This is a genomic window from Aquirufa sp. 5-AUSEE-100C1 (assembly GCF_054558655.1).
Genome location: NZ_JBPXKO010000001.1, coordinates 521590 through 535997, shown reverse-complemented (window position 1 = coordinate 535997; position 14408 = coordinate 521590). Strand labels below are relative to the sequence as shown.

Genomic DNA, 14408 nt, shown 5'->3' with positions numbered 1-14408 from the left:
ATGGCTATTACAGAAATCATCATGCCTAAGATGGGCGAAAGTATCATGGAAGCGACCGTTTTAAACTGGTTGAAGCAGCCAGGAGATTACGTCGAAGCAGATGAATTTATTTTAGAGGTTGCCACGGATAAGATAGATACCGAAGTTCCTTCGCCTGTCGCGGGAATCTTGAAACAAATATTGATTCCTGTGGGTCAAGTGGCGACCATCGGCAAGGCAATTTGTGTAATTGATGCCAATGATGATGTCCCAATTGAAAAGAAGTCCTTTGATGCTGATGAGGTATTTCATCCGGAGCCTGAATTAGCTGTCCTGACCGATCTAAGTTTAGGGAATATTGATGTAAGTACTGATAAGGCCAATCCATGGGTTTCTCCGTTGATTAAGCAGATTTGCCAACAAGAGAAAGTATCACAGCGTGAATTGAGTGAGATTCGTGGATCAGGCATGGACGGTCGGGTAACGAAAAAAGATGTTTTGAATTACATTGCGGTCCGCAATTCGAAGCGTATGATTGCTTCTGGGACTTTGAGTCAAGGGCCGGGTTTGCGTTTGCCTGGTGATGAAGTGATTGAAATGGATCGCATGCGTAAGATGATTTCGGAACGCATGTCGGATTCAAAGCGAATTTCACCCCATGTAACATCATTCTTGGAGGCTGACATAACGAATTTGGTACAATGGCGTGAGCAAAATAAGACCAAGTTTCAGGAAAAATACAAGGAGCCGATTACTTATACTCCCCTCTTATTTATGGCAACGACGAAAGCCATCAAGGATTTTCCAGGAATTAATATTTCCGTTGAGGGTAATTACATCGTACAACATAAACAAATCAATATCGGAATGGCGGTCGCCTTACCGAATGGAAATTTAATTGTGCCTGTCATTCACAATGTAGATGAATTGTCTTTGCTTGAATTAACGAAGAAGGTCAATGATTTGTCCAACCGTGCACGTAAAAACAAGTTGACCCCAGCAGATTTAGAGGGAGGAACCTATACAATATCAAATATTGGTGGTTTCGGTAATTTGATGGGAACTCCGATCATCGTACAGCCTCAGGTGGCGATTATGGCTTTTGGTGTCATTGAGAAAAAACCAGCCGTGATTACTGGACCGAATGGCGAAGATCAAATTGCTATTCGTCAGAAGATGTTTATTTCTCATTCCTATGATCACCGCGTGGTGGATGGTTCATTAGGAGGAGGATTTATAAAAAGAGTAGCGGATTACCTCGAGAATTTTCAAGTTGATTTAGAAATCTAATAAAAAAGGCTATCAATTTTGATAGCCTTTTTTATTCATTTAGAATTTCGCATTCGGGTCCTTGACATTAGGTCGAATGATTCGTAACCATGTCAGAAGTTTGATCATTGGGTAGGTAGGATCAAATTCAAACCACTTCGTTGCGAAGTTTACACGATTGGGTAATTTGTGGTGGTTATTTTGAAATAACTCACCCATCATAACGACATCAAAAACCAATGAATTACGCGAATGATCGTGATTATCATAGTTTTGGTAGCCATATTTATGTCCAGACCAATTGACAATTGCGCCATGTACGGGTCCCATTAAGAAGTGTACTGGAAGCAAAAAGAAAAATGCCCAATGCATATCAAAATAGATGAATGCTACAATGTAAAGCGAAGCATATGCAACTCCCCATCCAATTCGAGAAATCCATGAATCACCAATCTTCTCAATCGTTTTAGAGACAGGGTAATCATGCTCAAAGCGCTCTTCAATTTTTTGCTTACGGTTCAATACCGCATTGTAAATATCTTTGGTCTTCCACATCATGGTAAACACATTACTCGAAAACATGGGTGAATGTGGATCTTTTGCTGTATCTGAAAAAGCATGGTGCATGCGGTGTAAAATTGCATAAGCACGTGGACTTAAGAAGGAAGAGCCTTGCGACAAGTAGGTTAAAAAATAAAAGAATTTCTCCCAAAATTTGCTCATTAAGAACATTTTATGTGCCGAATAACGGTGTAAAAAGAAAGTTTGACTAAAAAGAGATACGTACCAATGAATGATAAACGCGGGAAGTACTAACTGCATAAAAAATATTTAAAGTTCTATATTACAAAATTACAACTGAAATTCTCCCGATTTTGTTAATTAAAAAAATACTTTTCTGATTTTGGTCAGGTTAATCATTCTCCCGAACTAAATGAATGGCAAGTGTACAGGCGATTCCTGCTGTTTCAGTTCGCAAAATGGCCTTTCCTAAACTGAATGGAAAAAATGAGTTAGAAAGCATTTCTTTAGTCTCTTGCTCTGTAAAGTCACCTTCGGGTCCGATGAAGATATGATAATGCTTTACCTTTTTCATTTGTTTGGATAATGTGACGACGGGCGGCTCACTAATGTGTGCAAAGAGAATTTGGGATTCTGTCGTTGATTTAATCGACTTGATTATTTCATTAAGGGCTTGCAGGGGTTGAATTTTTGGTAGATAAAGATTTTTGGACTGCTTGAGCGCTGCAATGGCAATTTTTTCCAACCTTAAAGTCTTCATCTCTTTGCGTTCTGAATTCTTCGATGTGAAAAAGATGATTTCATGAATTCCAAACTCGCAGCACTTTTCTACCATCCATTCCATGCGTTCCATTTGTTTGGTGGGCGCAACATAGAGATGTATTTGATAATTGGGCTCGGTCTGTCTTTCTATTAGTTGAACATTCGTGAAGCTCGTTTTTTTCGCATCAACCTTATCAATTGTTGCCTCAAAAAGTCCACCAATGCCATCTAACAAGCGTATTTTATCGCCATTTCGGATACGCAAAACCCGACAAGCATGAAACGATTCCTCCTCATTGAGGGTTCCGATGCTAGTCGGGTTGGGTGCATAAAATACATATTTACTCATGTATTACTCGGGGTCTTCTGATCGGAATGAAAAACGAGAGGGATCTAAGGATAGTGTTCCTCCGTTAAAATCAGCGATGAATTTTTCAATAACCTCATCCTCCAAGGAAGGCACATACAAGGCAGCTTCTAATCCAATACCGAAATCGAAATTTTCATCGATTTCAATGTATTCACTCACTTTAATTTCGTCGTTTTCTTCTAACTCATCGATGATTTCGAGAATCATTACTTCAACCTCTTCATCAAGTGATTCGTTTTCTACATACGTCTCATCTCGATTTTCGATGGGTACATACAATGGAAAATGGTGAATAGCTTCTTGTTCCGCAGCCTCGTATACAGCACTCGCATAATGCAATTGGAGTGTGCATAAAATGGCATCGTAAATCACTTCTTGTTTATTGAAATGGCCCACGAATTGAATGTGAATCATTTCTTTCTCATTACCTGTAGGCAAATCATCGTCTTCAATAACGATAAATGATTTTTTAGCCTGTGTACACTGGTCTTTTAATTGTTGGATTTCTTCCGCAGAAAAACCAGGGTTTGTGGGAGTTGCCATAAGGTTAATTTATTTAATAAGTAATAATTCGCGGTATTTCGGTAATGGCCACTCATCATCGTCAACGATAAGTTCGAGTTTATCTACCGCATAGCGAATTTCTTCAAAATACCCTTTTACCTTAGTTCCATAAAGTTGAGCACGCTCTTCAAGATCTTCTATATTATTGGCTTCTTTCCGTGCTTCTGTCATTTCATTTTGCAAACGAACAATCGTTGAGGTGTATTCTGATATCTTTTTAATCATCTCAACGGTCGGCGCGAAATATTGAGGATCAATACCAATCTCTTTTTGTCCTTTCACATTTTCAACCAACTGAGTTTGGTACTTTAGTGAAGTAGAAACAATGTGATTGATGGCCATATCACCAATAACACGTGACTCAATTTGAATTTTCTTTACATAGTTTTCCAATTCAATTTCATGGCGTGCATGCATTTCCTCTTTTGAGTAAATCCCGTGTTTGGTAAATAATTCAATCGATTCAGGACGCGCATAAACTGCCAAGGCCTCTGGAGTAGTTTTTAGGTTAGATAATCCTCTTTTTTCAGCTTCGATGACCCATTCATCCGAATATCCATTTCCTTCGAAACGAATTTTCTTTGACTCTTTTACGTATTTCTTGAGAACTTCCATGATGGCAAGTTCTTTCTTAACGCCTTTTTCTAAAATTACCTCAACTTCCTTGCGGAATTTAATTAATTGATCGGCAACAATGGTATTCAAAACCGTCATTGGTGCTGCTGAGTTAGCTGATGAACCTACAGCGCGGAACTCAAATTTGTTACCGGTAAAGGCAAATGGAGAAGTTCTATTCCGGTCCGTATTATCTAAGATAAGTGAAGGGATTTTGTTGATACCTAACTTAAGGTAAACATTGTCTCCCTTTTCCAAAGTGATGTCATCGATATCACTCATGTTTTCCAAATCATCTAACACCTGGCTCATGGTAGAACCTAAAAAGGCTGAAACAATGGCTGGAGGAGCTTCATTGGCACCTAAACGGTGTTCATTGCCCGCTGAAGCAATCGATGCTCTTAATAAATCAGCCTTATCGTGTACAGCCTTCAATGTATTAACGAAGAAGGTTAAGAAACGAAGGTTTTCCTTTGGTTTTGAGGATGGTCCCAATAAATTAACACCGGTATCCGTTGCTAACGCCCAGTTGTTGTGTTTACCCGAGCCATTGATTCCTGCAAAGGGTTTTTCATGGAATAGTACTTTCAATTTGTGTTTAGAAGCAACTTTATTCATTAAATCCATCAACAAGGCATTGTGGTCACAAGCTAAGTTGGCCTCTTCAAATGTTGGAGCTACTTCAAATTGCGCCGGCGCTACTTCATTGTGACGCGTACGAACTGGCATACCCAATTTCAAGGCCTCGATTTCGAAATCAACCATAAAAGCATTCACGCGATTTGGGATAGATCCAAAATAGTGGTCTTCTAACTGTTGGCCTTTAGCTGGAGCGTGACCAAAAACGGTGCGCCCAGACATAACCAAGTCGGGTCTTGCATTAAATAATGCTTCATCGACTAAAAAGTATTCTTGCTCTGCACCTAATGTAGGGATTACTTTACTGACGTCTCGATTGAAAAATTCTTTTACCACAGCAGTGGCAGCTTTATCAATTAATTCGATTGATTTTAACAAAGGTGTTTTGTAGTCTAGTGCTTCTCCTGTGTAGGAAACAAAAACGGATGGGATACATAATGTGGCTGTCCCTGCCGCGTTTTCCATAATGAACGCAGGTGATGAAGGATCCCAACCTGTATAGCCTCTAGCTTCAAAAGTAGAACGGATACCTCCGTTAGGGAAAGATGAAGCATCAGGTTCTTGTTGGACTAAGGCAGAGCCTTTAAACTTCTCAACAGCTTTTCCTGTGCTTAAATCAATATCAAAGAAAGAATCATGTTTCTCAGCTGTTGTTCCCGTCAAAGGTTGAAACCAGTGTGTGTAGTGAGTTGCACCTTTCGATATAGCCCAAGATTTCATGGCAGCTGCAACTTCGTCAGCTGCATCGCGGTCAATCTTTGACCCCGTTTGTATCGCCGTATTGATTTTCAAATAGGCTTCTGGAGACAATAGAGAACGCATAACCTCATCGCTGAAAGTCATGCTACCATAATAATCACTTACTTTTTCAGTGGGTAATTTCACAGGAGTTCCTGCGCGCATTTGAGCTAATTCAAGTGCTTTAAATCGAGTTATAGCCATGATTTATCTTAATTAATTGATTTATAAAGCTAATCAAAATGGCTGACTTTTCCACGTTAGCATTTGCTTGATTTCAAATTGCATTTCCGATGGTATTAATTTGATTTTTTGCGGATTTAGCAAATATGAGTTTGATTTTTTATGTTTTTGTGAAATTTTCTGTTGGTTTTGTTAAAATCTCGTTTAAATTTGTATCAAGTTTTCGCAAAAAAGTATTTTTATTATCATTTTAAGTATAAAATCATGGCTAAATCAAAATTAGAGTACATTTGGTTGGACGGTTACAAGCCAACACAGAGTTTACGTTCTAAGACTAAAATCGAGAACAATTTCAGTGGTAAATTAGAGGACCTTGATATGTGGTCATTCGATGGTTCATCTACGCAGCAAGCTGAAGGTGGTTCATCTGATTGCTTGTTAAAGCCTGTGTATGTTTGTCCAGATCCAGCACGCCGTGATGGTTATTTAGTGATGTGCGAAGTGTTAAATGCGGACGGTACTCCACATGAGACAAATGGTCGTGCGACAATTGATGATGATAATGATTTTTGGTTTGGTTTTGAGCAAGAGTATTTCTTGTGGGATCCAGAAACGAATAAGCCTTTGGGTTTCCCAGCAAATGGTTACCCAGGTCCACAAGGCCCTTACTACTGTTCAGTAGGTGCAAAAAATGCATTTGGTCGTGAGATTATTGAGGAGCACATGGACTTGTGTATTGATGCTGGTTTGAATATTGAAGGTATCAATGCGGAGGTGGCTGCTGGTCAGTGGGAATTCCAAATGTTTGCTAAAGGTGCAAAACAAGCAGGTGATGAAATCTGGTTGGGACGTTACTTATTGGAGCGTTTAGGTGAGAAATATGGTGTTGCTGTTAACTGGCACTGTAAGCCGCTTGGCGAGTTGGATTGGAACGGTTCAGGTATGCACGCGAACTTCTCAAATACGGCTTTACGTACAGCAGGTAATAAAGATGTATACGACAAAATTTGTCAGTCTTTCGCTCCATTTGTTAAGGAGCACATTGAAGTATATGGAGCTGATAACCATATGCGTTTAACAGGAAAGCACGAGACGGCATCGATTCACGATTTCTCTTATGGAATCTCTGATCGTGGTGCTTCGATTCGTATTCCTATTGCTGCAGTAGAAAAAGGATGGAAAGGCTGGTTAGAAGATCGTCGTCCAAATTCAGCGGCAGATCCATATAAAGTAGCTGCGCGTATCATCAAGACGGTGAAAACAGCGAAACTTTAATACGTTTTTATCTTGCATTTATATACTTTATGATTAAAAATGGCGGGTTTTCCCGCCATTTTTGTTTTATTTTGTATCCTCAATCGCAGGCATGAAAAAAGTTGCTTTTTATACATTAGGTTGTAAGTTGAATTTTGCGGAGTCAAGTTCCATTGCTCGCTCTTTAGAGCCCTTGGATTTTGTTCGTGCGGAATTTCAAGATTCTCCCGACTTGTTCGTGATAAATACTTGCAGCGTTACCGAGCAGGCTGATAAAAAGTGTAAAAAAGTTGTTCGTGAGGCAAAAAAAATCAATCCAGATGCGGCTGTTGTGGTTATCGGTTGTTATGCACAATTGAAGCCGGAAGAGATTGCAGCCATTCCGGGAGTTGATTTGGTTTTAGGGGCAAATGAAAAGTTTCAAATTCCTGATTTGATTTCTCCTTACTTGTCGCGTGAATCATCTGATTTGCCCAAACTCATCGCTTCAGAGATCCGGTATGATTTAGATTATCACGCATCTTATAGTTTGAATGACCGTACGCGTACTTTTTTAAAGGTGCAAGACGGTTGCGATTACCCTTGCTCCTATTGCACCATTCCGCTGGCGCGTGGTCAATCGCGTTCGGATTCAATTGAAAAAGTGTTAGGTTTAATTGAAGAGGTTGCCGCCAATGGGGTGAAAGAAGTTGTATTGACAGGTGTTAATATCGGTGATTTTGGGATCCAACAGGGTAAGCGAGTTGAAACATTTTATGATTTAGTTAAAGCGATAGATTCTCAATCTAGCATTGACCGTTTTCGAATTTCAAGTATCGAGCCTAATTTGTTGACGCCTGAAATGATAACATTTCTTGCACAATCTAAACGCTTTGTCCCACATTTCCATATTCCGTTGCAGTCGGGCTCCAATGCCGTGTTGCGCCTGATGAAGCGTCGGTATCAACGAGAATTATATCATGATCGGGTTAAATTAATTCGTGAGGTGATGCCAAATGCTTGTATTGGTGTCGATGTCATTGTTGGCCACCCCGGCGAATCACCTGAATTATTTTTTGAGACCTATCAGTTTCTAAATGAATTGGATATCTCCTATTTACATGTATTTCCGTATTCGGAACGAGCGAATACCTATGCGGTTGATATTTTTCCCAAGGTAGACGGCATGCAAAAAGCGGAACGGTCAAAGATGTTACATATTCTCTCCGATAAAAAACGTCATGCATTCTATGCGAGTCAACTCAATAGAGTTGGTTCTGTATTATTTGAGGAATCTACCTCTAATGGATTCATGGAAGGTTTTTCGGAAAACTATGTTCGTGTATCCGCGCCTTACGATCCGCTCTTGATTAACACTATACAGCCCGTTCGGTATAAAGCAATCACAGATACAGGTGATGTTAAGGGGGAGGTATTATTAGTCAGTAGTCCGTAGGCAGTTGACAGTATTTAAGTCCGAAGTCCATAGTCCGAAGTCCGAAGGCTATTCTCTTACCTCTAAGTTCTTACCTCTTTTCAAACGTCCAAAGTCTAACGTCTAAAGTTCAGTTTAACAAAAAAGCCAGCAACTAGAAGTCACCGGCTTTTTGATTGAAACAAAACCACAAGAACCATTACTTGCGGTCCTGCTGTTTGGATTATTCTGCAATCGATTCGTCGTGTTGCGAGATATCTAATCCTAATCTTTCTTCTTCTTCGTTAACACGCAATGGGATAATTTTATCCGTGATGATTAACAAAACATAGGATAAACCAAAAGCAAATGCAGAAACAATTGCCAAGGCTAATAAGTGCTTTAAGAATAAAGTGGTCTCTCCGTAGAATAATCCTTGTTCAGCCACGGCAGCATTGACAGCGGATGTTGCGAAGATACCAGTCATCAACATACCTACCATACCCCCTAAACCATGGCAAGGGAATACGTCTAAGGTATCATCAAGGTTTGAACTTGCTCTCCAATGTGCAGCAATGTTTGAAACAATCGCTGCAATTACTCCGATGAAGATGGCTACTGGTACAGTTACGAAACCAGATGCTGGAGTGATCGCTACTAATCCTACTACAGCTCCGATACAGAAACCTAAGGCAGAAACTTTCTTACCACGCGTCACATCAAATAAGATCCAAGATAAACCTGCTGCAGCTGCTGCTACGTGCGTTGTTGCAAAAGCTGTGACTGCCAATCCGTTAGCTCCTACCGCAGATCCTGCGTTGAAACCAAACCATCCGAACCATAATAAACCTGTGCCTAACAATACGTAGGGAATGTTTGCTGGAGGCAAGATGTTTGATTCAATATGTGACTTACGACGACGTAAGTATAAAGCACCTGCTAAGGCAGCCCAACCGGCCGACATGTGAACGACCGTTCCTCCCGCGAAATCAAGTACTCCTAAGTTGAAAAGGAATCCGTCCGGATGCCAAGTCCAGTGTGCTAAAGGTGCATAAACAACTACGCAGAAAAGTACCATGAATAATACGAATGCACGGAAATTGATACGCTCAGCTAAAGCCCCAGAAATAAGAGCTGGGGTAATAACGGCAAACTTCATTTGGAAAAAGGCAAACAAGGCAAATGGAATCGTAAACTTCAATTGGTCTGATGAGCCTAAAGAAAGCTTATGGTCAAAAACACCATTGAACATAAAGAAAGTACGAGGGTCTCCGATCCATCCGCCTAGCGAATCTCCAAATGCTAAAGAGAAGCCAAATACAATCCAGATAACCGAAATAACACCCATTGCAATGAACGATTGCAACATGGTCGAAATCACGTTCTTGTGATTAACCATACCTCCGTAGAAATAAGCTAATCCGGGTGTCATTAATAATACCAAACCGGATGCTACAATCATCCAGGCGGTATCACCTGTGTCTAAACCTTCCGTCGGCATTGCGCCCGGAACAGAAGTTGTGAATAAGGCAAGTACTGCAACGGCGAGCAATACGAGCAATGGAATCCATGTTGGTTTTTGTGAAGTCATGATGGTTCTATTTAAAGTGAAAAAATGGTTTTATTAAAATTTATAAATGAAATGCATTCCAAGAGTTGTTTGTGATTTTTGCTCCTTGCCATCGCCATCAACAAACTGTGCTGTTTTATATGCATCAGAGCGTAATTCTGGCTTAATCAATAAGTGTCCGTCTGCTGCCGTGAATGTAGCTGTCAATGTTACAGAACTTACATCGGTACCAGATCCATCTGCAGCACGCAAAGCTCGTGCGCCAGATGTATTATCAAATACCTCATAACGACCACCTAAGCTGAATTTATCAGTAAAGGCATAGTTCGAATAAAGAGCAACTCCACCCCATGTTTTGCTATCCCCAACATTTCCTCCACCTTGAAAATCACCAGTTTGAGATCCGTATGCTGCGTTTAAGCCTAACAAGTATTTAGGAGTGATTTGGTAAGAAGTTGTCAAATCCAATAAATTGTAACTACCAGAATCGTCTTTTCCAGAAGCTAATGGAGCAGATTCGTTCGACGTAATTCCGTTTACGTAGACATTCCAACCTGAAGCAGGAGAAGTAAATACTTGATAGATAAATCCTTTAGATGAATTGTTATCATTTAAATTATCCACATTGTTGACCAATCCAACCATGGCAGAAAATTTGTCAGAGAATGCATAATTCGCTTTAGCGCCAATGTGATAAAATGGTCCATTGTTAAATAAATTAGAAAGTGAATAGTTATAATTTACCGGGGCATCAATTACCTCGTATCCAATATGTGTTCCGAACTGTCCAACCGTTAAGGTTAATTTATCGGAAGCTTTCCAGTTGAAATATGCTTGTTTGATGGCTAAGGCAGTCGACCCCTTCCCAGCACCCAAAGGTCCAATGACGTTACCGTACTGTCCAAGGTCTGCGTTTGGTCCAAATGTTAAGTCGACAACCACATCTGAATTTTTAGTCGCATAACCGAACTTTGTTTGAACAAGTCCTAAAGAAAATTGACTCGACTTTTGATCGAATGCTCTTTCATAGCCAGATGCGCCTAGGTTACTCCGACTATTTGGGCTGTTGAAGTTCAACATATAGTACGAATCAATGTAACCGGAGAAAGTAAACTTTGGTGCCTCGGCTTCTTTTTCTTGGGAAAATCCACTAAAAGCAGTTGCTGCAAAAAGGGCTGTTAGGATAGATTTCTTCATGTGCGGAATAATTTAAAAGTTTATAAATGCTTGATTACATATCAAAGATTGAACAAAAAATAATAGCGTGCAAGCTTTTTGGTATTTTTTTTAACCTGTTTTTGCGTAATTTTCAAAAAAACATGAAAAGTCGGTCTATTTTTAAACGTGTTTTTCAGTATTTTACAAAAAATATTAATAAATGAAATAAAATTGAAACCTCTTTTTTATCTATTGGAAAAATACAAACCGTAGATAATTATGATGATTGATCATAGTTGGACAAAAAAAAGAGCCCAACTAACGTTGAGCTCTCAAATCTATAGGAACGAAGTCTTAGGCTTCTGCATGAAGCCATGCTTTCTTAGCTTCTAATGTTTCTTTATCTTCTACATGGTCAGGATCTGGTACACAGCAATCAACTGGACAAACAGCTGCACACTGTGGTTCCTCGTGAAAACCAGTACATTCGGTACATTTATCAGGTACGATGTAATAGAACTCTTCCGATATAGGTTCAATAGCTGCATTCGCATCCATGGTAGAGCCATCTTCTAATTCAACCTCAGTTAAAGCAGTTCCGCCAGCCCAAGTCCATTCTACTCCCCCCTCATAAATTGCTGTATTTGGGCATTCTGGTTCACAAGCCCCACAGTTAATACATTCGTCTGTAATGATAATTGCCATAACAAGTATTAAAAATTTTGTGCAATTTACACAAGAAGTTTTGAATAGTATATAATTTATCAAGAGTATTATAAATTTTTAAGAACTTTGCATTTCAATATTTAGTGTTTCATCTCTCCGATTATGCCAAAAGAACGATTCTTGTCCTTAATTAAAGCGTTACATCAGTATTTTTCAGATTCATCTAATGAAGAAAAAATAGAATTATTTATAGAAAAAGCAAAAAATGAAAATGCTTGGTTTTCGGATTATTTGATTCGTAATGCCATGAAGGCGATTGATGAACAATTTTTGAATCAGGAAATTTGGGTTCATTTTTTCGAGAAATACCCTGACTCTTCCTCTAATTCCAAGAGGATTGGATTAATTCTTTCAGGTAATCTTCCAGCCGTAGGTATGCATGATGTGTTAATGACTCTAGCGGCGGGGCATCAACTTGTTGTTAAATACAGTTCGCAAGATCAAGCCTTAATGAAATTATATATTGATGCAATTAAGTCAATAGATTCTCATTTTATAGTTGAATCCGTGGATCGCTTGCCCGCTGTTGACGCGGTTATTGCGACCGGTTCAGATTTTTCATCCGCTTACTTCAGTAATTATTTCGCTAAAATACCTCATATCATTCGTAAAAATCGTAGTTCCGTAGCTGTTTTAACAGGCAATGAAAATGAGGCGGATTTTAAAGCTTTGGCAGGCGATATTTTTACCTACTACGGGCTAGGTTGTCGGAACGTTTCTACCCTCGCTGTCCCAACTGATTTTGACCTAACTCCCCTATTTGATGTGTTGACAAAGGTTGATTGGGTGTTGGAGCACACGAAATACTCCAACAATTATCAATATCATAAGACATTATTGCTGCTCAATCAGATTCCTCATTTTGATTTAGGGAATTTGATTGTAACCGAAAATGAACAATTGGTTTCACCAGTTGGGGTATTGCATGTTCATCGCTACGAGACTGAAAATGATTTGTCAAAATGGCTAGACCAACATGCCGATAAGATTCAATGTGTTGTTGGATCACATACGATTCCTTTTGGTCAGGCTCAAATGCCAGCCTTGGATGATTTTGCAGACGGCATAAATACCTATGAGTTTTTGGTTAATTTATCGTAAACCAAGTTTTTTAGAATAATTGCACCGGATAACCCGACCAAGGCTCCTGTCATTACATCTAAGGGAAAATGAACTCCCAAGTAAATACGACTGTAGGAAATGAGTGTCGCCCAGATAAACAATGGGATGCTTAACCATTTGTTTTTTGTCAATAAGTAGAAGCCCATGGCTATCGCAAATGAATTAGCCGCATGCGATGAGCAGAATCCATACAAGCCCCCTGCCCCATCAGGTAAATGAATCCAGGATTGAAAATCAGCTTCATGGCTTGGGCGCAAGCGTTTTATCCAAGGTTTCAGGACGCTGGATGAAATTTGGTCAGCCCAAAGGATAGCTAACACTAAATAAAACAGAGATGCTTTAATCGCTTGAGGCTTTACTTGATATATCTTGTAAATCAAATAGGCATAAAGGGGAATCCATACCAACTTATTGGACAAGAATCGCATGATTATATCTAACTCAGTTGTGTACGACTGGTTGATTACCCGAAATAAAGATTCATCCCATGTCGGAAACATTACTTAAAATTTAAAAACGTTTCGAACTCTTGCCAATGTCGCCGCTGCAATCGGTTCCACCTTCTTCTCGCCTATTTCTAATTTTTCCTCTATGAGCGTTGGATTGTTGATGTAATAATCAAACTTTTCCCGTGCCTCTTTGAAATACTCCAACATTAACGCGTGCAAGGCTTGTTTTGCATGACCATAGCCATAGCCGCCTGCTGAATATAATTTACGCATTTCCTCTGATTGTTCCGGTGTGGCGATTAAATTATATAACTTAAAGGTAATGTCTTTGTCGGGATCCTTCGGATCCTCTAAAGGCGTTGAGTCGGATTCAATCTTCTTGATCTGCTTCAACAATTCCTTTTCTGGTAAGAATACGTCGATGTAATTATTCAAGGACTTACTCATTTTATTGCCATCAATCCCCGGAATGGTCATTACCTCCTCGTTGATCGCTGCCTCAGGAATGACAAATATCTCTTCATTAGCTACCCGATTGAAAGCACCTGCCATGTCGCGCGTCATTTCGATATGTTGGCGTTGGTCTTTCCCGACAGGAATGATTTGGGCATCGTAAAGCACAATATCTGCTGCTTGCAAAACAGGATACGTAAATAATCCCGCATTGACTTTGTCCATGGTGGTGGATTTATCTTTAAAGCTATGTGCATTAGCCAACATCGGATAAGGCGTCACACAGTTTAAATACCACATGACCTCAGTATGGTAAGCAGCTAATTTGGATTGACGGTAGAAATAATTTTTATCCGTATCAAAACCAAAGGCCAACCACGCAGCCGCAATGGATAAAGTATTCGCACGAATTTGTTCACCATCCCGTAGGCTGGTAAGCGTATGCAAATCGGCAATAAATAGAAAGGATTCATTCCCAGGCTTTTTAGAAAGCTCGATTGCGGGCATGATTGCTCCTAAAATATTACCTAGATGGGGTTTTCCAGAAGATTGTATACCGGTTAAGATGCGCATATAACTAATCAAAAATTTTACAAAAATCACGAAATTCATTCAATTCTCCCAATATATTTTTTGTCATTC

Annotated in this window: 13 protein-coding genes; 4 read left to right on the top strand and 9 right to left on the bottom strand. The window is 39.6% G+C overall.

The annotated features are described in order from the left end of the window. A complete protein-coding gene (locus ACMH5P_RS02355) occupies positions 1 to 1269 on the top strand; it encodes a dihydrolipoamide acetyltransferase family protein (RefSeq protein WP_459492707.1) in 1269 nt (422 codons plus the stop codon). 39 nt (positions 1270 to 1308) lie between these two features. Here the strand turns inward: ACMH5P_RS02355 and ACMH5P_RS02350 are convergent, their stop codons facing one another. The 4 genes from ACMH5P_RS02350 to ACMH5P_RS02335 form a co-directional block, all read right to left on the bottom strand. Further along, on the bottom strand, positions 1309 to 2070 hold the full coding sequence (locus tag ACMH5P_RS02350) for an acyl-CoA desaturase (protein ID WP_459492706.1): 762 nt from the start codon (positions 2068 to 2070) through the stop codon (positions 1309 to 1311). Between the two features lie 91 nt (positions 2071 to 2161). Continuing rightward, a complete protein-coding gene (locus ACMH5P_RS02345; protein WP_459492705.1) occupies positions 2162 to 2881 on the bottom strand; it encodes an RsmE family RNA methyltransferase in 720 nt (239 codons plus the stop codon). Between the two features lie 3 nt (positions 2882 to 2884). After that, entirely contained in the window at positions 2885 to 3445 is a 561-nt protein-coding gene (locus tag ACMH5P_RS02340) for a hypothetical protein (protein WP_459492704.1), read from the bottom strand. Between the two features lie 9 nt (positions 3446 to 3454). Continuing rightward, positions 3455 to 5662 (bottom strand): glutamine synthetase III family protein, encoded by a 2208-nt coding sequence (locus ACMH5P_RS02335; protein WP_459492703.1) that lies wholly within the window; start codon positions 5660 to 5662, stop codon positions 3455 to 3457. A gap of 243 nt (positions 5663 to 5905) precedes the next feature. Between ACMH5P_RS02335 and ACMH5P_RS02330 the strand changes: the two genes are divergently transcribed. Both ACMH5P_RS02330 and mtaB read left to right on the top strand, forming a co-directional pair. Continuing rightward, positions 5906 to 6916: a glutamine synthetase beta-grasp domain-containing protein gene (locus ACMH5P_RS02330; RefSeq protein WP_459492702.1), complete on the top strand. Its 1011-nt coding sequence runs from the start codon at positions 5906 to 5908 to the stop codon at positions 6914 to 6916. A 91-nt stretch (positions 6917 to 7007) separates the two neighbouring features. After that, positions 7008 to 8330, top strand: a complete 1323-nt coding sequence (gene mtaB / locus ACMH5P_RS02325) for a tRNA (N(6)-L-threonylcarbamoyladenosine(37)-C(2))-methylthiotransferase MtaB (protein ID WP_459492701.1) — start codon at positions 7008 to 7010, stop codon at positions 8328 to 8330. Between the two features lie 202 nt (positions 8331 to 8532). On the opposite strand, the gene ACMH5P_RS02320 is transcribed toward mtaB, so the two are convergent. From ACMH5P_RS02320 to ACMH5P_RS02310, 3 genes are all read right to left on the bottom strand, one after another. Continuing rightward, positions 8533 to 9879, bottom strand: coding sequence for an ammonium transporter (locus ACMH5P_RS02320; RefSeq protein WP_459492700.1), 1347 nt, complete (start codon positions 9877 to 9879; stop codon positions 8533 to 8535). Positions 9880 to 9912: 33 nt separating this feature from the next. Then, on the bottom strand, positions 9913 to 11055 hold the full coding sequence (locus ACMH5P_RS02315; protein ID WP_459492699.1) for an outer membrane beta-barrel protein: 1143 nt from the start codon (positions 11053 to 11055) through the stop codon (positions 9913 to 9915). 315 nt (positions 11056 to 11370) lie between these two features. Continuing rightward, positions 11371 to 11721, bottom strand: a complete 351-nt coding sequence (locus tag ACMH5P_RS02310) for a 4Fe-4S dicluster domain-containing protein (protein ID WP_459492698.1) — start codon at positions 11719 to 11721, stop codon at positions 11371 to 11373. A gap of 123 nt (positions 11722 to 11844) precedes the next feature. On the opposite strand from ACMH5P_RS02310, the gene ACMH5P_RS02305 reads away from it, so the two are divergent. Beyond that, positions 11845 to 12843 (top strand): acyl-CoA reductase, encoded by a 999-nt coding sequence (locus tag ACMH5P_RS02305; protein WP_459492697.1) that lies wholly within the window; start codon positions 11845 to 11847, stop codon positions 12841 to 12843. Here the strand turns inward: ACMH5P_RS02305 and ACMH5P_RS02300 are convergent. Beyond that, on the bottom strand, positions 12816 to 13364 hold the full coding sequence (locus ACMH5P_RS02300; protein WP_459492696.1) for a phosphatase PAP2 family protein: 549 nt from the start codon (positions 13362 to 13364) through the stop codon (positions 12816 to 12818). The genes ACMH5P_RS02305 and ACMH5P_RS02300 overlap by 28 nt on opposite strands. Positions 13365 to 13367: 3 nt before the next feature. Further along, positions 13368 to 14339: a tryptophan--tRNA ligase gene (gene trpS, locus ACMH5P_RS02295; RefSeq protein WP_459492695.1), complete on the bottom strand. Its 972-nt coding sequence runs from the start codon at positions 14337 to 14339 to the stop codon at positions 13368 to 13370. Positions 14340 to 14408 lie beyond the last annotated feature (69 nt).

Excerpts from the sequence above, each read along its gene's own strand:
- ACMH5P_RS02330 (WP_459492702.1), top strand. The coding sequence starts at position 5,906 with ATGGCTAAATCAAAATTAGAGTACATTTGGTTGGACGGTTACAAGCCA.
- ACMH5P_RS02335 (WP_459492703.1), bottom strand. The coding sequence starts at position 5,662 with ATGGCTATAACTCGATTTAAAGCACTTGAATTAGCTCAAATGCGCGCA.
- ACMH5P_RS02300 (WP_459492696.1), bottom strand. The coding sequence starts at position 13,364 with ATGTTTCCGACATGGGATGAATCTTTATTTCGGGTAATCAACCAGTCG.
- ACMH5P_RS02305 (WP_459492697.1), top strand. The coding sequence starts at position 11,845 with ATGCCAAAAGAACGATTCTTGTCCTTAATTAAAGCGTTACATCAGTAT.
- ACMH5P_RS02345 (WP_459492705.1), bottom strand. The coding sequence starts at position 2,881 with ATGAGTAAATATGTATTTTATGCACCCAACCCGACTAGCATCGGAACC.
- ACMH5P_RS02320 (WP_459492700.1), bottom strand. The coding sequence starts at position 9,879 with ATGACTTCACAAAAACCAACATGGATTCCATTGCTCGTATTGCTCGCC.
- mtaB (WP_459492701.1), top strand. The coding sequence starts at position 7,008 with ATGAAAAAAGTTGCTTTTTATACATTAGGTTGTAAGTTGAATTTTGCG.
- ACMH5P_RS02310 (WP_459492698.1), bottom strand. The coding sequence starts at position 11,721 with ATGGCAATTATCATTACAGACGAATGTATTAACTGTGGGGCTTGTGAA.
- ACMH5P_RS02350 (WP_459492706.1), bottom strand. The coding sequence starts at position 2,070 with ATGCAGTTAGTACTTCCCGCGTTTATCATTCATTGGTACGTATCTCTT.
- ACMH5P_RS02340 (WP_459492704.1), bottom strand. The coding sequence starts at position 3,445 with ATGGCAACTCCCACAAACCCTGGTTTTTCTGCGGAAGAAATCCAACAA.
- trpS (WP_459492695.1), bottom strand. The coding sequence starts at position 14,339 with ATGCGCATCTTAACCGGTATACAATCTTCTGGAAAACCCCATCTAGGT.
- ACMH5P_RS02355 (WP_459492707.1), top strand. The coding sequence starts at position 1 with ATGGCTATTACAGAAATCATCATGCCTAAGATGGGCGAAAGTATCATG.
- ACMH5P_RS02315 (WP_459492699.1), bottom strand. The coding sequence starts at position 11,055 with ATGAAGAAATCTATCCTAACAGCCCTTTTTGCAGCAACTGCTTTTAGT.